Raw genomic sequence first — 21,569 nt, forward strand, 5'->3', positions numbered from 1 at the left:
AAATGAAGCAACGGCGGCCATTTTACGCATGCGGCGCACACTCCCGGGCCTGCGGTACAGTTCCATGGTTGTGTTTACCTACCCATACGCGCGATCAATCTATGCAAGCTGACCAACGACGTGCCCTCGTGCTGTTTTCCGGCGGGCAGGATTCCACCACCTGCCTGGCCTGGGCCCTGGACCGCTATGCGCATGTTGAAACAGTGGCTTTCGATTACGGGCAGCGCCATCGCATCGAGCTCGACGCGCGCCTGAATGTGCTGCGCGAAGTGCGCGCCGGCTTTCCCCAATGGGCGTCGCGGCTGGGCCCGGACCATCTGCTCGACCTTCGCGTGCTGGGTCAGGTGGGCGATACCGCCATGACCAGCGACCGCGCCATTGAAATGCAGGCCAATGGCTTGCCCAACACTTTCGTGCCGGGCCGCAACCTGCTGTTCCTGACGCTGGCCGCCGCGCTGGGTTACCGCCGTCAGCTGGATGTGCTGGTGGGCGGCATGTGTGAAACCGATTTTTCGGGCTACCCCGATTGCCGGGACGACACCATCAAGGCGCAGCAGGTTGCGTTGGGGCTGGGGCTGGGCGCCCGCGTCACGATCGAAACGCCGCTCATGTGGATCGACAAGGCCGACACCTGGGAGCTGGCCCGGCGACTGGGCGGACAGGCCCTGGTCGATATCGTCGTCGAGCACAGCCATACTTGCTATCTGGGCGAACGCGGCGCCCGCCACGATTGGGGTTACGGTTGCGGCCAGTGTCCCGCCTGCGCGCTGCGCAAAGCGGGCTGGCAGCGCTGGCACGACGGCCTGCGGGGCTGATGCGCGGGCCGGGCGGCCCCGCTCGCCCCGTCAGGGGCGCGCCGCAACGCCCGGGCGGAACCGCCAGTACAGCCAGGCCGAACCCCACAGGATCACGCCGGCCATCGCCGCCGAGGCCAGCATGGCCGCACGGGGCCCCTGCCACGCGATCAGTTCGGCATACGCCACCGGCGCGGCCGCGGTGAGCAGAAAGCCGGGCACCAGCAGGCGGCCCACCAGCGCGCCGTACACCCGATAGTCGAACAGCGCCAGCGGCAGCGTGCCGCGAGTGATGGTGAGCAAGCCGTTGCAGGCGCCGTACAGTCCGGCATATAACGCTGCGGCCACGGGATGGTGCGCCAGCGCCCCGGCCAGGAAGCACAGCGGCATCGCCACGGTCGTGGCCAGGTTCAGGGTCAGTGGGTGCAGACGGCCGCCGAACAGTATTTCCAGCAGGCGTGCGCTGACTTGCCCGATGCCCCAGAGCGCCGAAATGCCCACCGCCGCCGACGCCGCCAGCCCCAGCCCCGTGAGCATCGAGATCAGGTGCGTGGCGTTGGCGGCGGCCAGGAAGTTGGTCAGCATCGAGATCAGGGCATACAGCGTCTGCGCCAGCCTCTGGTCGGCTGGCGTGCGGGCCAGCCCGGGGCCTTCTTGCGCGGCGTGCTGATCGCGGGCGGCGTAGCGGGCGCGGGGCAGCGTCACATACAGCGGCAACGTCAGCAGTGCGAAACCGGCGTAGGCCAGCACCGCGCCGCGCCACCCCAGCCATTGAGAGAGCATCTGGCCAACGGGCCACATGACGGTGGAAGCCAGGCCGCCGAACAGCGTGATCTGCGACATGGCGCGCCGCGCACGCGGGCCGCCGATGCGGGCCAGCGTGGCGAAGGCCGCGTCGTAAAGCGTCAGGCGCATGCCGAACCCCAGCACGACCCAGGCCGCGTAGTAAGGAATCGCGGTATGCGCGGCCGCGAGAATGGCGCAGCCCAGCGCCAGCAGTATCGCGCCGGCCGGCATGACGCGCTGGCCGCCCCAGCGGTCGATCGCGTGGCCTGCCAGGGGCGAGGCAAATGCCATGACCACGATGGCCAGCGAAAAGCCCGCATAGATCTGTGCGCCGCTCCAACCCAGTTCGGCCTGCATGGCCGGGCCGAAATTGCTGATCAGATAGAACGACACGCCCCAGCTCACCAGCTGGGTCAGGCCCAGGCACACCACGGCGCGCGCGGGAATAGCGGGAGGCTCGGAGCCGGAAGGGCCGGCGCGCCGGCCTGGGAATACGCGCAGCGCCCTGGCGAATCGGTTCACGTCAGGGCCGCGTGGGCGCCAGCCCGTCACCGGCGCCCAGCGCCCGTTGCATGAGCACCGTATCGCGCCATTCCCCGAATTTGAATCCGACCGAGCGCAATGTGCCGGCCGGGTGGAACCCCTGGCTGGCATGCAACGCGAGCGACGCTGCGTTGCGGCTGTCGCCCACCACGGCCAGCATCTGCCGCCACCCTGCCGCCGTGCACCGCTCGATCAGGGCTGCCAGCAGCTTCCCGCCAACGCCGCGGCCGGCCATGCCGGGTTTCACGTACACCGAGTCTTCCACCGTATGCCGATACGCCGGCCGCGGCCGATAAGGGGTGACGTAGGCATATCCCACCAGCTCGCCCGAGTGTTCGGCAACCAGGTAGGGCATCCCCTGGGCCAGTATGGCGGCGCGCCGCGCCTGCATGTCCGGCACGGTGGGCGGTTCCAGTTCGAAAGAGGCCGTGCCGTGCAGCACATGATGGGCGTAGATGGCCTGGATAGCATGGATATCGTCGTCCGTGCTGTCGCGCACGATCACGGCGGGTGCGTGGGAAGGCATGAAGAAGGCAGGGTGAAAGGTGCTGGAAATGCCAGTTTGCGCCATGTGGCTGCATTAATAAAGCTTTGGATTATTATTCATTGCATAAGAAATTCTTTGGATTTGGCGCATGCGCGGCCCCAACCTCGACCACCTGCGGATCTTCCTCGATGTGATCGAGCTGGGCAGCTTTTCGGCGGCGGCCGACAAGCACGGCCTGACCCAGCCGGCCGTCAGCCTGCAGGTTCGCCAGCTCGAGCGTCGTTACGGCCTGCGCCTGGCCGAGCGCGTCGGGCGCCGCGTGGCGGCTACCGCCGCCGGCGCCGATCTGCTGGTGCATGTGCGCGCCATCGATGCCGCGGTCGAGCAGGCCGAGCGCAGCATGCAGGCGCACAGCGCCCAGGTGGTCGGCCGCGTGCGCCTGGGCACAGGCGCCACCGCCTGCGCCTATCTGCTGCCGCCGCTGCTCGCCGATCTGCGGCGCCGGTTCCCGGCGCTTGAAATCGTCGCCAGCACCGGCAATACGACCGACGTGTTGCGCGGCATCGAGGCCAACACCCTGGATATCGGCCTGGTGACCCTGCCCGCAGCGGGGCGCATGTTCCAGATAACGCCAGTGCTCGCCGACGAATTCGTTGCGATCTTCCCGGCCACGGGCCGCATTCCGGCCCGCGTCAGTCCGCAGTCGCTTGCGGAAATGCCGCTGGTGCTGTTCGAACCTGGGGCGCGCACCCGCGAACTGGTCGACGCCTGGTTTCAGGCTGCGGGCCAGCGCGCCCGCCCCGTGATGGAACTGGGCAGCACCGAAGCCATGAAAGAGCTCGTGGCGGCAGGCTTGGGCTGCGCCATCCTGCCCGGCATGGCCGTGCAGCCGGGGCGCGGCCGGCATGGCCTGCGCGTCAAGCCCCTGGCGCCGCGCCTCTCGCGTTCGCTGGCCGTGGTCGTGCGCAGCGACAAGCCGCTGCACCGCGGCCTGGCACAGTTGCACGCCACCATGCTGGGCTTGCGCGCCGCCGATGCCTGAGCGGCGCAGGCGGGCGGCACGGCGCAGGGCAGCGATCCGGCGTATTATTTAGCACTTTGCGAACCCTATCCGTCCGAGAAAGACCATGCCGCACTACCGCTCCCGCACGTCCACCCACGGCCGCAACATGGCCGGCGCCCGCGCCCTGTGGCGCGCCACAGGTATGCAGGACGGCGATTTCGGCAAACCCATCATTGCGGTGGTCAACTCGTTCACGCAGTTCGTGCCGGGGCACGTGCACCTGCGCGACCTGGGCGCGCTGGTCGCCCGCGAGATCGAGGCGGCCGGCGGCGTAGCCAAAGAATTCAACACCATCGCCGTCGACGACGGCATCGCCATGGGCCATGGCGGCATGCTGTATTCGCTGCCTTCGCGCGAACTCATCGCCGATTCCGTCGAATACATGGTCAACGCGCACTGTGCCGACGCCATGGTGTGCATCTCGAACTGCGACAAGATCACCCCGGGCATGCTGATGGCCGCCATGCGGCTCAACATCCCCGTGGTGTTCGTTTCGGGCGGCCCCATGGAAGCGGGCAAGATCAAGTCGCCGGCCGATGGTCAGGTCATCGCCAAGATCGACCTGATCGACGCGATGATCAAGGCGGCCGATCCCAACATCACCGACGCCGAAGCCGAACAGTTCGAACGCAGCGCCTGTCCCACTTGCGGTTCCTGCTCGGGCATGTTCACGGCCAACTCCATGAACTGCCTCACCGAGGCCATCGGCCTGGCGTTGCCGGGCAACGGCACCATCGTGGCCACCCACGCCTGGCGCAAGGGCCTGTTCGAGCAAGCCGGGCGCCTGGTCGTCGATCTGTGCCGCCGCTATTACGAGCAAGACGACGCCTCGGTGCTGCCGCGCAACATCGCCACCAAAAGCGCGTTCGAGAACGCCATGACGCTCGACGTGGCCATGGGCGGCTCCACCAATACCGTGCTGCATCTGCTGGCCGCCGCACAAGAGGCGGGCGTGGACTTCACCATGTCCGACATCGACCGCATTTCGCGCAAAGTGCCTTGCCTGTGCAAAGCCGCGCCCGCAACCGACAAGTATCACATCGAAGACGTCCATCGCGCCGGCGGCATCCTCGGCATCCTGGGTGAACTGGCGCGCGCCGACTTGCTCGACCTTTCCTGCGGCAACGTGCACAGCGGCACCTTGGGCAACGCGATCAAGCAATGGGACATCAACGGCGGCGCGGGCGCCGAAGCCCAGAAATTCTTCCGCGCCGCGCCCGGCGGAATACCCACGACCGTGGCCTTCAGCCAGGACGCCACGTTCCTGACGCTCGACCTCGACCGCCAGTCGGGCTGCATTCGCAGCAAAGAGCATGCTTATTCGAAAGACGGCGGGCTGGCCGTGCTGTACGGCAACCTGGCACCCAAGGGCTGCATCGTCAAGACCGCGGGTGTCGATGAATCCCAGTGGGTCTTCACGGGTCGCGCCCGTGTATTCGAAAGCCAGGACGACGCTGTCGAAGGCATTCTGGGCGACAAGGTCGTCGCGGGCGATGTCGTGGTCATCCGCTACGAGGGGCCCAAGGGCGGACCGGGCATGCAGGAAATGCTGTACCCCACCTCGTACCTGAAGTCCAAGGGCCTGGGCAAGACCTGCGCGCTCTTCACCGATGGACGCTTCTCGGGCGGATCGTCCGGCCTGGTCATCGGCCACGCTTCCCCCGAAGCCGCCGAAGGCGGCAACGTGGGGCTGGTTGAAGACGGCGATACCATCGAGATCGACATCCCCAACCGCAAGATCCACCTGGCGGTGTCCGACGACGAACTGGCCCGCCGCCGCGCGGCCATGGAGGCGCGCGGCGACCAGGCCTGGAAGCCGGTGGATCGCCAGCGCGTCGTGTCACAGGCTCTGCAGGCCTATGCCGCCCTGGCCACCTCGGCCGACCGAGGCGCCGTGCGCGACGTCTCGCAAGTCAAGCGCTGAGCCCGACCTCAGGGCCGGCAGGCGCCGGCCCGATTCCCGCCGCGCCCGCATGTGCGCGGCTCACGCGATTGCCGATCGGTCGCGTCCATCCCGCACCGCGGGAGCGGGCATGCCCAGCCTGGCCACCACCAGGTCGTAAAGGGCCTGCGCCGCCACCGACAACTGCTCATCGTGCCGGCGGATCAGGTAGATCTGCCGTTGCGCGCCGGGCAGCGATATCGGACGCACCAGCAGATCCGGCCGTTCGAACTGATAGAGCGTGAATGTGGGCACGACGCTGATGCCCAGGCCGGCCTCGACCATGCCCGCAACCGTGGCCAGCTGTTCGACTTCCAGCAAAGTGCGCACGACCATGGGGTGCAACGCGGCTTCGACCGACTGGCGCACGCTGCTGTGGCGCGCCAGGTGGATGAACGGCCAGGGCGCCAGATGCTTCAGGCCCGGTCGCGGCTCGCGCGCCAGCGGGTGATCTTTTCGGCACACCAGGTGGAAGGTGTCGCTGCACAGCGCCCGCGCGTGCAGGACTGCCGGGTCTGCGGGTCGCGTGCCCCGGGACGCCAGGGCGAAGTCCGCCTGGCCGCTGCGCACCAGTTCAATGCATTGGTCCGACAGCACGTCGGAAAGGGCAAGCTCGATGTCCGGATGCGCGGCATGGAATTCACCCAGTACACGTGGAAGCCAGCCGGCGGACAGCGACGGCAGCGCCGCGATGTGCACGCGTCCCCGGCGTAATTCGGCATAACTCTCGATATGGGCGATGGCATGACCCATGTCGGCCAGCAGGCCGCGCGCAAGGGGTTCGAACAATTCGCCTTCTTTGGTCAGCACGACCCGGCGGGTGCTGCGATCGAACAGGCGCGCGCCCAGTGCGCTTTCCAGCGCCTGTATCAGCGCGCTGAACGCCGGCTGCGACAAATGGCAGGCCTGCGCGGCCTTGGTGAAGTGGCGCAGATCGGCCAGCATCACGAACGCGCGCAACTGGCGGGTGGAAAGGTCTGCCTGGGGCTTCATGGGCAGCGGCTCCGGCCAGGCGCCTGGTCAGATCGCGGCACGGGCCATGCGCGCGCCATCAGATCACCGCCGACGCGCCCCCGTCCATGGGGATGATCGCGCCCACCACATACGACGCGCGCGCACTGGCCAGGAACAGGGCCACGTCGGCCACTTCGTCGGGGCGGGCATAACGGCCGATGGGAATCTGGTTCTGGTGTTCTGCCAGCGCCTCGTCGCGCGAGATGCCGCGCCGCGCCGCGTCGAGTTCCAGCGCCTGGTCCACGCGCTGCGTGAACGTGGCTCCGGGGATGGCATTGATGCGGATCCCGTACTTGGCGTAATGCGCGGCCAGGCCTACGGTAGACAGCATCAGCGCGGCGTTGGCCGAGCCGCCGGCCAGGTGGGTCGTGGCGGGGCGCTTGCCGCCGTTGCCGATGATGTTCACCACAATGCCGTTCGTCGCGCCGGCCGGGCGCTTTTCGGCGCGAGCGCGCATGCGCGGCAGCACCGCGTCCTGCACATGAATATAGGGAAAGAACTTGGCGTCCATGGCCGCGCGCCATTTCGCGGGGTCGAGGTCTTCGGGCGCATGACGGCGGGCGGCCCCGGCGCTGTTGACCAGAATATCGATCGGGCCGATGTCGGACTCGATGCGCTCGATGACTTGCGCCGCGGCCTGGGGATCGGACAGGTCCGCAGCGTAGGTGGCCACGTTATGGCCGCTTGCCTGCAATTGCTCGCGTGCCTGGTCCAGGCCCCGCGGATCGCGCGCGATGATGGCCACGAAGGCGCCTTCAGCGGCGAAGGCGTTCGCCACCGCCAGGCCGATCCCTTTGCTGCCGCCCGTTACCACCGTCACCTTGCCGTTCAGTTTCAGATTCATCTCGCGCTCCGGAAAACCGTCGCGCTCAACGATACCCCATCTACGCAGCGGGCTGTTGCGAGGCGCCGGCACACGGCCCGGGCAGGCCCCGATCCCGCTTCCAGCTGTACAGCGCGACCAGCAACCCGCTGCCGGTGACGGCGGCCGCCACCATCGGCGTGGCGGCCAGGCCCGGGCCGTGATCGATGGTCAGGCCGCCCAGCCATGCGCCCGCGGCATTGCCCAGGTTGAAGGCGGCAATGTTGAAGGCAGACGCCAGATTGGGCGCCGCGCCCGCTTCGGCCAGCACACGCATCTGCAAGGGCGGTACGGTAGCGAACGCGGCCACGCCCAGCATGGCGATGGTGATCACCGCCGCGATCTTGTCGTACGCGGCCAGTCCGAGCACGGCAAGCGTCAAGGTCAGCAGCGCCAGGCTGCCCACCAGCGTGGGCATCAGCCAGCGGTCGGCCAGCTTGCCACCGTAGGTGTTGCCCACCACCAGGCCCGCGCCGAACAGCAGAAGGATCGGGGAGATCGCGCCGCGGCTGAATCCGGCCAGGTCGGTGAGCAGCGGGGCGATATACGTAAAGGCCGTGAACACGCCGCCGTAGCCCAGCACTGTCATGGTGAAGCCCAGCAGCACCTGCGGCCGTGCGAGGGCGCGCAGTTCCACCATGAGATCGCCGCCCCGATCGCCGCGGCTGCGCGGCACCCAGATGGCAATGGCCGCCATGGCCAGCAGGCCCACGCCAGTCACGGCCCAGAATGTCGCGCGCCAACCCCAGGCTTGGCCCAACCAGGTGCCGATGGGCACTCCCAGCACGTTGGCCAGCGTCAGCCCGGTGAACATCAGCGCAATGGCCGACGCCTGTTTCTCGGGCTTGACGAGGCCGGTGGCCACCACCGACCCCACGCCGAAGAACGCGCCATGCGCCAGCGAAGTGAGCACGCGCGCCGCCATCAGGGCGCCATAGTCGGGTGCCAGGGCGCAGGCCAGGTTGCCTACCGTGAAAATCAGCATCAGGCCCAGCAGCAAGGTCTTGCGCGGCAGGCGCGTCGTCAGCATTGCAACGGGCGGCGCGCCCGCCACCACGCCGAGCGCGTAGCCGGTGACCAAGAGACCCGCGCTCGACAGCGAAACGCCGAGATCGGCGCCCACCTCGGGCAGCAGGCCCATGATGACGAATTCGGTGGTGCCGATGCCAAAGGCTCCGACCGCCAGCGCCCACAGCGCGATAGGCATATCTGTACTCCTGAATGACTTGGGGTTTACCCGACCGCGCCATTGTGCGCTGCGCCATCATTGAGAAAAATAGGCCTAAAATCATTACACTTTTGCTTCGGAGTCACGAATGGCCCTCAGTTCTGATGCCTTGCGGGTGTTCCTGGCCGTGGTCGATACCGGCGCGATGAGCGCCGCCGCCGAGTCACTGGGGCAAACGGCGTCCGGAGTCAGCCGGGCTCTGTCGCGGCTGGAGTGTCAGCTGGGGGTAACACTGCTGACCCGCACGACCCGGCGCATGGAACTCACTGAAGAGGGGCGCCTGTTCCTGCAGCGGGCGCGCGACATTGTCGGAAGCCTCGACGACGCCGAAGAATGCATGCGCATCCGTCGTCAGCAGCCATCGGGGCGGCTGCGAGTCGATGCGTCGGCGCCGGTCATGCTGCATTGCGTGGTGCCGCATGTGGCCGAGTTTCGCCAGCGCTATCCCGAAATCGCGCTCGAACTCACCAGTAACGACCGTATCGTCGATTTACTGGAGCACCGCACCGATATCGCCTTGAGAGTAGGGCCGCTGGCCGATTCCAGCCTGCACGCACGGCCGCTGCGACCGGCGCGCAGGTTCCTGGCGGCCAGCCCGGCGTACCTGGCGCGGCGGGGCGCGCCGGCCACCGTGGAGGACCTGCGGCAGCACGAGCTGTTGGGGTTCACCCAGCCGGAAAGCCTGAATACATGGCCGCTGCGCCATGCCGGCGGCACCGAGTTTCCCGTCGTGCCGACTGTTTCGGCATCCAGCGGCGAAACGCTGCGCCAGCTGGCGATCAGCGGCGTGGGCATCGGTTGTTTTGCGGAATTCATGCTGAAAGAGGACCTGGCGGCCGGGCGGCTGGTCACGCTGCTGGAAGAGGCTTGCACCGACCACGTGCAGCCGGTGCATGCGGTGTACTACCGCAATACGCAGCTCGCGCGCCGCATTGCCTGCTTCCTGGACTTCTACGCCGAGCGGCTATGAGGCCGCTGCCGGATGACAGCGGCGCGCGGCAGCTCTGGTGAGGCCCGGGTGTCAGCACGGGCCGGGGTTCAACGCGGGTCGTCGAATGCGGCGTCGATTTCCTGGATGTCCATGCCGGCGTAGCTGGCGGCCGCTCCGCTCAAGTCCCAGACCGCGGCGCCCTTGGCTACTTCGAGTGCGGCCGCGTCTTCCTTGCGCATGCGCGCCAGCAGGGCGCGTTCAACCGACTGTGCGGCGTGTTCGCGCGGCACGCAGATCACGCCATCGCCGTCGGCCACGATGAGGTCGCCCGGCGATACCGCGACGCCATCGCAGACCAGCGGCGCGTTGACCCGGCCATGTCCCGACTTATCGGGGTGCGAAGAGGACACATGCGTGGCCCAGGTGGCGCTGCGCAGTTCGCGCAGCATGTCGGTGTCGCGCACGCTGCCCTGCACGACCACGCCGGCCAGCCCTTTCTTCAGCGCATAGCGCGCCGCCATGTCGCCCCACTGCGATCCCGACACCGCAGGTTCGCACACCACGACCAGCACGTCGCCGGGCTGGGCCAGATACAGCGCGCGATGCATCATGAGGTTATCGCCCGGCGCGCAATACGCCGTGACGGCGGGTCCGGCGATGCGCATGCCGGGCACGACGGGCCGCATGCGGCTCGACATCAGGCCTCGACGCCCCTCTACATGTTCCGCCTCGTGCAGGTCGGATACGGTGACTTCCTGGGCCTGTGCGCACACCGCGGCGTCCACGCGATTGACGCGCAGATAGACTAGGGAACGATTCACGGGTATTTCCTTGGTGAGTGGATGAGGTTCAGTGCGGCACGCAATAGGCGTGCGACGGAAGGCGGAAGGTGGTGCGCTTCATCAGGCGAGGCTGGTCCAGCCGCATTTCGTCGCGCCGGTGCATCGTGCAGCCGTTGTCCCACATGATCAGGTCGCCGTTGCGTACCTTGTGCCGGTACACCAGCGACTCGCGGCTGCCGGCTTCGAACAGCAGGGGCAGTACGCGTTCATTCTCGGTCTCGCTCAGACCGTCGATGGATACCAGCGTGGTGGGATCCGCATAGAGCGCCTTGCGGCCGGTGACGGGATGCGTCAGCACCAGCGGATGCGTGGCGTCCGGCAGGCTCAGCATCGCGTTGGCCTGGGCCGTGTCCTTCTTCAGTTCCGTCGCGTTCATGATGGCCATGCGCTTGGCATACCGGTAGGTGCCGGTGCGCCCTTCGATCAGCGTCTGGATATCGGCCGGCAGGCTTTCCCAGGCGCCGTACTGATTGGCCCAGTAGATGTCGCCGCCGCCCTGCGGCACTTCCACGCCATAGAGCATGGCGCCGGTAGCGGGCTCGCGCATGAAGGTCTGGTCCGAGTGCCAGGCCACGTCATCGCCGCCGGCAAAGCCGCCCACGCCGCGGCCGTCGGCGTAGCGCAGCGTGCTGAAGTAAATGATCTCGTCGTGATAGGGCGACAGGATGTCCTTGCGGCTGATGACTTCGCAAGTGCCGAATTGCTGGCTGAACTGCACCTGTTCGTGTTCTTCGATCGACTGGCGCCTGAAGACCATGACGGGCGCCCGCTGCCAGAGCGTGCGCAACTGTTCGATGGAGGCCGGGTCCCGCAGCAGATTCTCGATCTTTTCTTGCACTTCCACGACAAAACCGTCGTGCAGCACCTGATGTTGCAAATGGATAGGAGTCTCGGACATGACATAGCCTATTGGTTGGACGAGGCCGCGGCACCGGCCCTGCATATCTCGTCCCAGCATATCGGCGGCCTGCGGCCCTGCCCATAGGCTGCGCCAACGGAATTTCACTATCTGAACTTCCCGGGCGGCGCCAACGGGCCGGCTCGCCGGCAACAAGGGGCGCGGCCGGCCGCGCAGCACAGACGGACGCCTAGGCGAAAAGCTGTTCCATTTCGCGGCGAAAGCGCACGGCGGGGGAGTGCTCGTCGAACTCGACGTCGTGCCAGCGTATGGGCTGCGACTGCCGCACGGCATGCTTCAGTCTCACGTTGTTGGCCAGCCCCAACGGCAGATAGCCCTCGTCCAGCGAATCTCGGGCCGGCACCAATTTGCCGTACACCGTGAAGCCGCCTTCGCCGTCGAGCGCCCGGCCCGCCGGCATGTCGCGCTTGGCCGTGGCCACCACGTCGGCATGCCAGCCGGTGGCCGATCCGGTGGGTTCGTGGCGCAATCCCACGCTTGCCACGCTGATGCCCAGTTCGAGCCCGATAAGGTGATACGGCTTGTACATGGCCGCGTAGTTGCCGCTGGGGTCGGTCAGCAGCCCGTATTCCTGGAAGCAGCGCCTTACATAGTCGCTGTCGGCCGCAAGGGTGACGTATACCCCCCAGCGCAGGTCGCGATACACCGGACGTCCGTCGCGCTCGAGCGACGAAATCACTTCCACCTGGCCGCGATGATGGAGCATGCCTCCTTCTTCGCGCGGCTTCAGCACGCGGGGCAGGTCGTCTACACCGCAGGGCGGAAAGTGCAGGCCCGATGGCGCGGGGCGCAGCCCCGTGGCATTGGCCACGGCCGCCATTTCTATGGCGCTCTTGGTTCCGTCCAGGAAGCTGTTGAACATCTGGGCATTGAAATCGCCCGCTGCCACCATTTCGTCCGTGAAACCGTAATACGGCCAGACGGTCTCCGGCGTCGAGGTGTGGAATTCGGGCAGGTACTTGGTGCCCTTGCCGGCCGCGATGACCTCGAAGCCGCTGGCGCGCGCCCAATCGATCATCTCGCAGATCAGGGCGGGCTGGTCGCCGTAGGCGAGCGAATACACAATGCCCGCCTCGCGCGCACGGCGCGCGAGCAGCGGCCCAGCCAGTGCGTCGGCCTCGACATTGACCATGATGATGTGCTTGCCATGCCTGCAGCACGCCAGCACATGTTCGATCCCGGCAGCGGGCTGGCCCGTGGCGTCGATCACGATCTCCACTTCGGGGCTGGCAATGATGGTCGCGGCGTCGTCGCTGAAATAAACGTGGCCTGTTTGCACGGCATCGTGGGGATTTGCGGCGCGCAAGGCCTCGGCGGGCCAGCCCACGCGGGTCAGCGCGGCGCGGGCGCGATCGGGTTGCAGGTCGGCTACGGCCACCAGCTGAATGCCGGGAGTGCGGCGGGCCTGGCTGAGGAACATGGAGCCGAATTTGCCGGCGCCCAGCAGGGCGACGCGCAAGGGTTTGCGGTCGGCGTGGCGCTGCTTCAGCAGGCGATGCAGATTCATGGCGCGGTCTCCTGGGCGACGGCGGCGCCTGCGGCCCGCACCCGTGGCCGGCCCCCAAGCGCTGTATGATTGCAGCCAGAATAGCGGCTTTTTCTCGCGGGCGGCGCTACATTTTGTGCCGCGTCCGGCGCGCGGCCTACTGGTCGGCGCGATAGAGTTCGCCCGCCAGCACGCTGCGCCAGTTTGCCCAGGTCAGGCGTGGCTGGTCGGCGACGTGGCGGTTGTAGGGAGCGTCGTACAAGATATGACGCCAGCTGGGCGGCACCGCGCCCTCGATGTGTGGCCGGTCGTCGATCAGCAGGTCACCGCGCACCAGTGTCTTGTCGCGGGTCATCACCAGCCTTTCGGTCGCCGCACGCCCCAGGTGTCGCTCGACCCACAGGAATTTTTCCGCCACGCAGTTCTCGAACTGCCGCAGCGGAGACGTGCAGATCCGCACGTCCATCCCCAAAGCCAGCAGTTCGCGATACGCCTCGATGGCGCCCGGCACCGGCGGCAGATTGCGGATAAAGCCCGGCTCGGTATATATGGCTTCCGCGAGCCCCCGCAGGTCTGGCGGGTAGTCTTCCAGGATATGGAACGAGCGGCGGTCTTCGTAGGCCACGGGTTCCAGGTCGGGGTGGCGTGCGCGCCAGGCAGCGATGAAGGCGTGTTCGAAGTCGGCCAGCACGCCGTCTTGGTCTAGCAGAATCAGCATGGTGTGCGACGGATGGGATGGGCCTTTGATTGTGCCACGGGCCCCGGGGATTCAATCGGGCGAACGCGCCAGCACGTCGTAATGGGCAACGCCGTTCTGCGGGCGCGACTGCACCAGGACATACCCGCGATACTCCCAGTGCAGCGGCGGCGGAGCGGGCGGCAGCGGGTGCAGCCGGCTTGCGCGGCGCAGCAGGGTGACGTGCGGCGCAAAGGCCTGCGCGGGGCGGCGCCAGCCCAGGGGCTCCAGCCATCGCCACAGTTCATCGTATGTTCGCAGCAATGCCGGGCAGGGTCCCGACGGACCCGCCCACACGATGCCCTGGCGGGCGAAGACGCCGTAACGGTCGAGAGTGACGCTGCCCGCTGCGGCGCGCGCCCGCGCGGTTTCGGCAACCAGGCCGGGCACGCGGTCAGCGTCGACCGCGCCCAAAAATGCCAAGGTCAGGTGCAAGGTATCGGGCCGCATGGCGCGACCGCCGCAGGCGGCCTGGGCTAGTGCGGCCCAACTTGCCAGCGTGGCAGCCGGTTCGGGCCCAGGCCATAACGCGAAGAACAGGCGCACCCGGTTTGGCCGCACGGCAGCGGCGGGCGCAACGGAAGCAGAAGAGGCGGGCATGACGCCACATTATGGCCGACTCCTGGTAGTTCGCTACAGTGCTGTGGCAGACACCATGGGCACCGCGCCCCGGGGCTGGCTTGGCCGTCCCCGGGCCGGCTCAGTGACGCAGGCCACGCCAGCTCTAGCGCGCGGCCTCAACGCTGGGCCAGTGCCGGCGGCAGCGGCGTGTCCCAGCCGCCGCCCAGCGCGCGCACCAGGTTCACGGCCGACCGCGCGCGCTCGCCGTCCAGCTGTACCGATACCCGCTGTTGCGTCAGCACCGTGCGGTCGGCCTCGATCACATCCAGGTAGCTGATCGAGCCTTCTTCATATTGCACGTGCGAGATGCGCGCGGCGCGTTGCGACGCTTGCAGCGCCGCGTCCTGCGCGTCGGTCTGGTGCGCCAGGATGCGCAGATTGGCCAGGTTGTCTTCGACTTCGCGGAAGGCGTTCAGGACCGTCTGCCGGTAGTTCGCCACATCTTCTTCATAGACGGCCCGCGCCCGGTCCAGCCCCGCCTGCCGGCGGCCGCCATCGAAGATGGGCAATGACAGCGCCGCGCCGACCAGCGGCCCCAGCAGGAACGTGCGGCTCGACCACTCGAACAGGTTGCCCAGTTCCGACGATTCAAAGCCCGCCGCGCCGGTGATGTCCAGCCGGGGGAAGAACGCGGCCTGGGCCGCGCCGATCCGCGCATTGGCCGCGGCCATGGCGCGTTCCGCAGCGGCGATGTCCGGCCGGCGTTCCAGCAAGGTAGAAGGCAGGCCCGCGGGAATGCTCACCGAAATCCGGGCCAGCGGCTGCGCCGGCAGATTGAACTCAGACGGCGCCTTGCCCAGCAGCACGGCCAGGGCGTGTTCGGCATTCGCGCGGCGACGTTCAAAACCCAGGGCTTCGGCCCGGGCCGATTCCAGTTCGGATCGTGCGCGCGCCAGGTCCAGTTCGCTGATGTCGCCGGCATCGTAACGGCGCTGGATCAGGTTCAACGTCTCGCTGCGCAGCTCCACCGTCTGGCGGTACAACTGCAGGCCCGCGTCGAGCTCCCGCACCTGGAAGTAAGCCTGCGCCACATCGGCCTGCAGGGCCAGCAGCACCGACCGATACAGCGCCTCGCTTTGCTGGGCGTCGGCCGTGGCGGCGTTTACGGTAGAGGCCACGCGGCCGAACAGGTCGGCCTCATAGGCGACGCCGACCTGGGCGCGCCACAGTGTCGATGCGTCGCTCGGCGCATCGTCGGACAGGCCTTGCGAAGCCGGGGACTGCCGCTGCCGGGTCGGCCCGAACCCCGCGTCCACCGTGGGAAACAGCCCCGAGCGCGCGTCCCCCAGCAGCGCGCGTGCCTGTTTCAGGCGGGCCGCCGCGGCCTGCAGGTTCTGGTTGGCCTGCTGCGCTTCTTCTTCCAGCGCATTCAGCGTTTCATCGCCGAACAGTTTCCACCATTGACCCCGCATGGCCTGTTCGGCGGGTTGGGCCTGCTGCCAGCTGCCCGCTTCGTGCGCGGGCAGCGCGGCTTCTTTGTATTCGGCAGGCGTGTGGACCTGGGGCCGCTCGTAGTCCGGCCCGACCGCGCACCCGGCCAGCACCAGGGCCAGCAAGATGGGCAGCAGCGCAGGGGCACGTTTGAGTGTGTGCTTCATGATTAAGTATCTCTTCAATGACCGGCGTGCGGCGCGGCAATCGGCGCCTCATGCTGCGTGGCGGAGTGCAGTTTGGTGCCGCTCATCGACCTCAGCAGCACGTAGAACACCGGCGTCAGGAACAGCCCGAACAAGGTCACGCCCAGCATGCCGAAGAACACCGCTACACCCATGGCGTGGCGCATCTCGGAGCCGGCCCCACTGGACAGCACCAGCGGCACCACACCCATGATGAACGCAATCGAGGTCATCAGAATGGGGCGCAGGCGCAGCCGGCTGGCTTCGATGGCCGCCTCGAGCGGCGTGCTGCCCTGCATTTCCAGCTCGCGGGCAAACTCCACGATCAAGATGGCGTTCTTCGCAGACAGGCCCACCAGCACCATCAGCCCGATCTGGGTAAAGATGTTGTTGTCGCCCTGGGTCAGCCATACGCCGGTGAGCGCCGCCAGGATGCTCATCGGCACGATCAGGATGACCGCGAGCGGCAGCGCCAGGCTCTCATAAAGCGCCGCGAGCACCAGGAACACGAGCAGCACGCTGATGGGAAACACCCATATGCCGGCATTGCCCGCCAGGATCTGCTGGTAGGTCAGGTCGGTCCATTCGAACTTGATGCCACGCGGCAGTGTTTCGGCGGCAATGCGTTCGGCCGCGTCCTGCGCCTGGTCCGATGAATACCCGGGCGCCGGGCCGCCGTTGATGTCGGCCGCGGTGAAACCGTTGTACCGCACCACCATTTCGGGGCCGAACGTCTGCTTGACGTTCACCAGCGCGGATAGCGGCACCATCTGGCCCGATTCGCTGCGCGTCTTCAGCTGCAGGATGTCTTCGGGCTGCGATCGGAACGGCGCATCCGCCTGTGCCCGCACCTGGAACACCCGGCCGAAGCGGTTGAAGTCGTTCACATACATCGAGCCCAGATAGATCTGCAGCGTGTCGAACACATCGGTCACGGGTACGCCCAGTTGCTTGGCCTTTACCCGGTCCAGGTCCACGTCCAACTGGGGCACGTTGATCTGGTAATTGGTAAAGGTGGGCCCCAGTTCGGGCGCTTCATGCGCCTTGGCCAGGAATGCCTGCGTCGCCTTGTCGAGCTCGGCGTAGCCCAATGCGGCCTGGTCTTCGATCTGCAGTTTGAAGCCGCCCATCGTGCCCAGCCCCATCACCGGCGGGGGCGGGAATACCGCGATGAACGCATCCTTGATACCCGCGAATTTGGCATTCAGGCTACCGGTGATGGCATCCCCCGACAGCTCGTCGCTGTGACGCTCGGCAAACGGCTTCAGGGTCACGAATACGATGCCGGCGCTGGAACTGTTGGTAAAGCCATTGATGGACAGTCCGGGGAACGCGATGGCGCTTTCCACGCCGGGCTCGTTCAGCGCGATGTCCGACATGCGGCGTATCACGTCTTCGGTGCGGTCCAGCGATGCGCCGTTGGGCAATTGCGCAAAGCCGATCAGGTACTGCTTGTCCTGCGCCGGGACAAACCCTCCGGGTACCAGGTACGAGATGCCCACCGTGGCGGCCAGCAGCACGGCATACACCGCCATGGCGCCGCCCTTGTGGCGGATCACCCCGGTGACACCGTTGGCGTAGGACTCCGAGGCGCGGCCGAAGAAGCGGTTGAACCAGTTGAAGAAGCCGCCGAACACGCGATTCATGCCGCGCGTCAACGCGTCCGGCTTGTCATGGTGGCTCTTCAGCAGCAGGGCCGACAGCGCCGGGGACAGGGTCAGTGAGTTGAAGGCCGAGATCACCGTCGAAATGGCGATGGTCATGGCGAACTGCTTGTAGAACTGGCCCGACAGCCCCGTCATGAACGCGAGCGGTACGAACACCGCGCACAGTGTCAGCGCAATGGCGATGATGGGCCCGCTGACCTCGCGCATGGCCCGGTACGTGGCGTCGCGCGGCGATAATCCGGCGGCGATATTCCGTTCGACGTTTTCCACCACGACGATGGCGTCGTCCACCACGATACCTATCGCCAGCACCATGCCGAACAACGACAGGGCGTTGATCGAGTAGCCGAACATCAGCAACAGCGAAAACGTGCCCACGATCGACACCGGCACGGCGAGCAGCGGAATGATGGACGCGCGCCAGGTCTGCAGGAAGACGATCACCACCAGCACGACCAGCGCGATGGCTTCCAGCAGTGTGGTGATCACCGCCTTGATGCTGGCGCGCACGAATTGCGTGGGGTCGTATTCGATGCGATATTCGACCGAAGGCGGGAAATCGGCCGCCAGTTCCTTCATGGTCTCGCGCACCTGGGCCGATACATCCAGCGCGTTGGCGCCGGGTGACTGCATGATGCCCATGCCGATGGCCGGCTTGTTGTTCAAGAGCGAACGCAGGCCATATTCCTGCGCGCCCAGCTCGATGCGCGCCACATCCGACAGCCGGGTCACCGCCCCATCGGCCGACGACTTCAGAATGATGTTGCCGAATTCAGTTTCGTCCTGCAGGCGCCCCTGTGCGTTCACCGAGAACTGCATGGGCACATCGCCTTGCGTGGGCGAAGCGCCAATCACGCCGGCCGCGACCTGCACGTTCTGTTCCCGGATGGCGCTGACCACGTCGCTGGCCGTCAGGCCTCGCTGGGCGATCTTCTGCGGATCCAGCCACACCCGCATGGAATAGCTGCCCGAACCCCAGATCTGGACTTCGCCCACGCCGTTGATGCGCGCCAGGCGGTCTTTCACATTCAGCACCGCGTAGTTGCGCAGGTACGTGATGTCGTAGCGATCATCCGGCGAAATCAAGTGCACCACCAGCGTGAGGGTGGGCGAACTCTTGGTGGTGGTCACGCCCAGCCGCTGCACATCCGGCGGCAGGCGCGGCAGCGCCTGCGATACGCGGTTCTGCACCAGCTGCTGGGCTTTGTCCGGGTCCACCCCCAGCTTGAAGTACACCGTCACGGCCAGGTTGCCGTCGCTGTTGGCTTGCGACTGCATGTACAGCATGTCTTCCACGCCGTTGATGGACTCTTCAAGCGGCGAAGCGACGGTCGAAGCGATGACCTTGGGATTCGCGCCCGGATACTGGGCACGCACGACGACCGACGGGGGCACGACTTCCGGGTATTCCGAGATGGGCAGCTGGAACATGGCCAGCAGGCCCCCCAGCAGCACGATCACCGATAATACGCCGGCGAAAATCGGGCGGTCGATGAAGAATTTAGATATGTTCATGCTGGCTTCCGAAGGCTATTTCAGGCTGGCCGCTGCGGTCTGGACGGCAGAAGGCGCCTGGTCCATCGACACAAGATTGGGGGCCACCATCTCGCCGGGCCGCACACGCTGCAGGCCGTTGACGACGATGCGTTCGCCCGGGCGCAGGCCGCTGGTGATCACACGCAGGTGGCCCTGGCTCGCGCCCAGCGAGACCTGGCGGTAGGCGGTGCGATTCGCGTCATCCACCACCAGGACGAATCGCTTGTCCTGGTCGGTGCCGATGGCGCGCTCTTCAACCAGCACGGCCTCGTGCGATTCGGTGCTGCCCAGGCGCACCCGCGCGTACATGCCCGGCACCAGCACGCCGTCGGGGTTGTTGAACACCGCACGCACGCGGATTGTTCCCGACGCGGTATCGATCCGGTTGTCCACCGAGTGCACGAATCCTTCGCGGGAATGGCCCTGCTCGTTGGCCAGACCCAGTTGCACGGGCACCGCCACGCCCGCGGCCCGGGCGGGGCTCACGTACTTCAGATAGGCTTGCTCGTCCACATCGAACGAGGCGTACATCTGCGACACGGATACCAGTGTGGTCAACGGCACCGACGTCGCCCCCGCGGCAACCACGTTGCCTTCGGTGACTTCGGCACGCGAGACGCGTCCGGCCACCGGAGCGACGATTTCGGTGTAGCCCAGATTCAGGCGGGCGGTCACCAGGGCGGCTTCGGCGGCTTGCAGATTGGCTTCCGCTTCACGGGCGTCATTGCGTTTCGATTCGAAGTCGCGGCGCGCAATGGCGTTCTCGGCCAGCAGCCGCTTGCCGCGCGCCAGTTCCGACGCGGTGAAGGCTACGCGCGCACGGGCTGCGGCCAGTTGCGCCTGGGCGCGGTCGACCTCCGCCGCGTAGGGGCGGGGGTCTATGGTGAACAGCGGGTCGCCCTTGTTGACCAGGCTGCCATCCTGGAAGTGCACGGCCATCAGCGTGCCGGACACCAGCGGCCTGATGTCGACGCGGTCGATGGCCTCCAGCCGCCCCGAATAATCCTGCCAGTCGACAATGGATTTGCCCAGCGCGGGCGCCACGTCCACCGAAGGGGCGGCGGGCGCGGCCTGGGCCTGGGCGTGGCCGCTTGGCGCGCGCAGCAGGGTATAGCCTCCGCCTGCAACGATCAGGGCCGCGAAAACCGCCAGCAATACAATGCGTTGGCGCGAAACAATCATGGTGTTTCCTTGAATCTGAAGGGGGACGATCAACCGTGGAAACCGGGAGTAGAATTCCCGGGTGGCCCAGCGCCGGCGCTCGGATTTGGCTTGGGCTATCGGTCAAATCAAGACGATTGCATTCTGAGTGTTTTCCCGTAGGGAATAAATACAGCTGAATCGTCAACACTAGTCGAGCTATACGTACAATTCCGGGAAAAACCGGGTTATGCTGCTCACTTCTTCACCATTGCCACCCGGACACGACCATGGACCGCTTCCAAGCTATGCAGGTCTTCGTGCGCGTTGTCGACGCCAACAGCTTCACGCGGGCCGCCGATGGCCTGGCGCTGCCGCGCACGACCGTCACCACTGCCATCCAGAACCTTGAACGACGCCTGGGCGTGCGGCTGCTCAACCGCACCACGCGCCGCATCAGTCTTACCCCGGACGGCGCCGCCTACTACGAGCACAGCACGCGTATCCTGGCCGAAGTCGAAGAAACGGAAGCCTGCTTCCAGGAAGCGGCGCTGCGGCCCAAGGGCAGGCTGCGCATCGACGTGCCGACCAGCGTGGGCCGGCTGATCATTGTTCCGTCGCTGTGTGAGTTCCATACGCGCTACCCCGATGTGGAGCTGGTCATCGGCATGGGCGACCGCATCGTGGACATGGTGCAGGAAGCGGTCGATTGCGTCATTCGGGGGGGCGACCTTGAAGATTCCAGCCTGGTGGCGCGCCGCATCGGCACGTTCCAGGGCGTCACGTGTGCGTCGCCTTCCTATCTTGAGCGGCACGGCATGCCTCACACGCTTGAAGATCTGAAGAACCACCTGGCCGTGCATTACTTCTCCAGCCGTACGGGCCGCAATTTTCCCTGGGACTTCGTCGTCGACGGCAAGACCCGCGAGATCGATGTGCCGGGCAGCGTGTCGGTCAACGACTGGAGCGCGCACCTGGCGTGCGCCCTGAAAGGCATGGGCCTCGTGCAGACGGCGCGCTTCATGGCGCTGCCTCACCTGCAATCGGGCGAGCTGATCGAAGTCCTGCCGCAGTGGAAGCCGCGGGTCGTGCCCATTTCCCTGCTGTATCCGCAAAGCCGCCAGTTGTCGCCCAAAGTGCGGGTGTTCTCGGATTGGGTGGCCGAGCTGTTCGCGAGGTGTCCGCTGCTGACGGGTGGCGACGGCACCGAACCGTGCCCCGGCATCGAGAAGGCCGAGCTCCTGCCGGCCGGCGAACGTGTGCCGCGCCGCGGTATCGTGGCCGACGCGGAATACGTGCTCTAAACAGCGCGTGGACGCCGCCCCGGCACGACTGCGCGGGGTGGGGGCGGCGTTA

Annotated in this window: 18 protein-coding genes; 5 read left to right on the forward strand and 13 right to left on the reverse strand. The window is 66.7% G+C overall.

Translation table 11 applies throughout. The annotated features are described in order from the left end of the window. Nucleotides 1-101: 101 nt before the first annotated feature. The gene (queC, locus tag ACV17W_RS15545; protein ID WP_462593231.1) at nucleotides 102-815 is read left to right on the forward strand and encodes a 7-cyano-7-deazaguanine synthase QueC; all 714 of its coding nucleotides are present in this window, start codon (nucleotides 102-104) and stop codon (nucleotides 813-815) included. A 30-nt stretch (nucleotides 816-845) separates the two neighbouring features. Here queC and ACV17W_RS15550 read toward each other — a convergent pair whose 3' ends face one another. Further along, nucleotides 846-2,027: an MFS transporter gene (locus tag ACV17W_RS15550; RefSeq protein ID WP_462596567.1), complete on the reverse strand. Its 1,182-nt coding sequence runs from the start codon at nucleotides 2,025-2,027 to the stop codon at nucleotides 846-848. A 76-nt stretch (nucleotides 2,028-2,103) separates the two neighbouring features. After that, nucleotides 2,104-2,649: an N-acetyltransferase family protein gene (locus tag ACV17W_RS15555; protein WP_462596568.1), complete on the reverse strand. Its 546-nt coding sequence runs from the start codon at nucleotides 2,647-2,649 to the stop codon at nucleotides 2,104-2,106. Nucleotides 2,650-2,758: 109 nt separating this feature from the next. On the opposite strand from ACV17W_RS15555, the gene ACV17W_RS15560 reads away from it, so the two are divergent. Together ACV17W_RS15560 and ilvD are read left to right on the forward strand one after the other, a co-directional pair. After that, nucleotides 2,759-3,652, forward strand: coding sequence for a LysR family transcriptional regulator (locus ACV17W_RS15560; protein ID WP_462593232.1), 894 nt, complete (start codon nucleotides 2,759-2,761; stop codon nucleotides 3,650-3,652). 85 nt (nucleotides 3,653-3,737) lie between these two features. After that, the gene (gene ilvD / locus ACV17W_RS15565; protein WP_462593233.1) at nucleotides 3,738-5,597 is read left to right on the forward strand and encodes a dihydroxy-acid dehydratase; all 1,860 of its coding nucleotides are present in this window, start codon (nucleotides 3,738-3,740) and stop codon (nucleotides 5,595-5,597) included. A gap of 60 nt (nucleotides 5,598-5,657) precedes the next feature. Here the strand turns inward: ilvD and ACV17W_RS15570 are convergent, their stop codons facing one another. From ACV17W_RS15570 to ACV17W_RS15580, 3 genes are read right to left on the reverse strand one after another with little or no spacing between them, the layout of a single operon-like run. Then, nucleotides 5,658-6,608 carry a LysR family transcriptional regulator gene (locus ACV17W_RS15570; protein ID WP_462593234.1) on the reverse strand — a complete coding sequence of 317 codons (951 nt, stop codon included), beginning with the start codon at nucleotides 6,606-6,608 and terminating at the stop codon, nucleotides 5,658-5,660. A gap of 58 nt (nucleotides 6,609-6,666) precedes the next feature. Then, a complete protein-coding gene (locus tag ACV17W_RS15575) occupies nucleotides 6,667-7,473 on the reverse strand; it encodes an SDR family oxidoreductase (RefSeq protein WP_462593235.1) in 807 nt (268 codons plus the stop codon). Nucleotides 7,474-7,513: 40 nt separating this feature from the next. Further along, on the reverse strand, nucleotides 7,514-8,698 hold the full coding sequence (locus ACV17W_RS15580; RefSeq protein ID WP_462593236.1) for an MFS transporter: 1,185 nt from the start codon (nucleotides 8,696-8,698) through the stop codon (nucleotides 7,514-7,516). Nucleotides 8,699-8,807: 109 nt separating this feature from the next. On the opposite strand from ACV17W_RS15580, the gene ACV17W_RS15585 reads away from it, so the two are divergent. After that, entirely contained in the window at nucleotides 8,808-9,689 is an 882-nt protein-coding gene (locus ACV17W_RS15585; protein ID WP_462593237.1) for a LysR family transcriptional regulator, read from the forward strand. 68 nt (nucleotides 9,690-9,757) lie between these two features. Here the strand turns inward: ACV17W_RS15585 and ACV17W_RS15590 are convergent, their stop codons facing one another. From ACV17W_RS15590 to ACV17W_RS15625, 8 genes are all read right to left on the reverse strand, one after another. Then, nucleotides 9,758-10,471 (reverse strand): RraA family protein, encoded by a 714-nt coding sequence (locus tag ACV17W_RS15590; RefSeq protein ID WP_462593238.1) that lies wholly within the window; start codon nucleotides 10,469-10,471, stop codon nucleotides 9,758-9,760. Between the two features lie 28 nt (nucleotides 10,472-10,499). Next, nucleotides 10,500-11,390, reverse strand: coding sequence for a TauD/TfdA dioxygenase family protein (locus ACV17W_RS15595; protein ID WP_462593239.1), 891 nt, complete (start codon nucleotides 11,388-11,390; stop codon nucleotides 10,500-10,502). Nucleotides 11,391-11,580: 190 nt separating this feature from the next. Continuing rightward, entirely contained in the window at nucleotides 11,581-12,918 is a 1,338-nt protein-coding gene (locus ACV17W_RS15600; RefSeq protein WP_462593240.1) for an NAD(P)H-dependent oxidoreductase, read from the reverse strand. Between the two features lie 136 nt (nucleotides 12,919-13,054). After that, nucleotides 13,055-13,615 (reverse strand): 5'-3'-deoxyribonucleotidase, encoded by a 561-nt coding sequence (locus tag ACV17W_RS15605; protein WP_462593241.1) that lies wholly within the window; start codon nucleotides 13,613-13,615, stop codon nucleotides 13,055-13,057. Between the two features lie 51 nt (nucleotides 13,616-13,666). Next, the gene (gene thpR, locus ACV17W_RS15610) at nucleotides 13,667-14,233 is read right to left on the reverse strand and encodes an RNA 2',3'-cyclic phosphodiesterase (RefSeq protein ID WP_462593242.1); all 567 of its coding nucleotides are present in this window, start codon (nucleotides 14,231-14,233) and stop codon (nucleotides 13,667-13,669) included. Between the two features lie 137 nt (nucleotides 14,234-14,370). Continuing rightward, nucleotides 14,371-15,852 (reverse strand): efflux transporter outer membrane subunit, encoded by a 1,482-nt coding sequence (locus ACV17W_RS15615; protein WP_462593243.1) that lies wholly within the window; start codon nucleotides 15,850-15,852, stop codon nucleotides 14,371-14,373. A 14-nt stretch (nucleotides 15,853-15,866) separates the two neighbouring features. Next, nucleotides 15,867-19,052 carry an efflux RND transporter permease subunit gene (locus ACV17W_RS15620; protein ID WP_462593244.1) on the reverse strand — a complete coding sequence of 1,062 codons (3,186 nt, stop codon included), beginning with the start codon at nucleotides 19,050-19,052 and terminating at the stop codon, nucleotides 15,867-15,869. 15 nt (nucleotides 19,053-19,067) lie between these two features. After that, nucleotides 19,068-20,255, reverse strand: coding sequence for an efflux RND transporter periplasmic adaptor subunit (locus ACV17W_RS15625; protein ID WP_462593245.1), 1,188 nt, complete (start codon nucleotides 20,253-20,255; stop codon nucleotides 19,068-19,070). Nucleotides 20,256-20,503: 248 nt separating this feature from the next. On the opposite strand from ACV17W_RS15625, the gene ACV17W_RS15630 reads away from it, so the two are divergent. Next, nucleotides 20,504-21,517 carry a LysR family transcriptional regulator gene (locus tag ACV17W_RS15630; RefSeq protein WP_462593246.1) on the forward strand — a complete coding sequence of 338 codons (1,014 nt, stop codon included), beginning with the start codon at nucleotides 20,504-20,506 and terminating at the stop codon, nucleotides 21,515-21,517. Nucleotides 21,518-21,569 lie beyond the last annotated feature (52 nt).

The organism is Bordetella sp. MIP270_01_BMS (assembly GCF_054958705.1).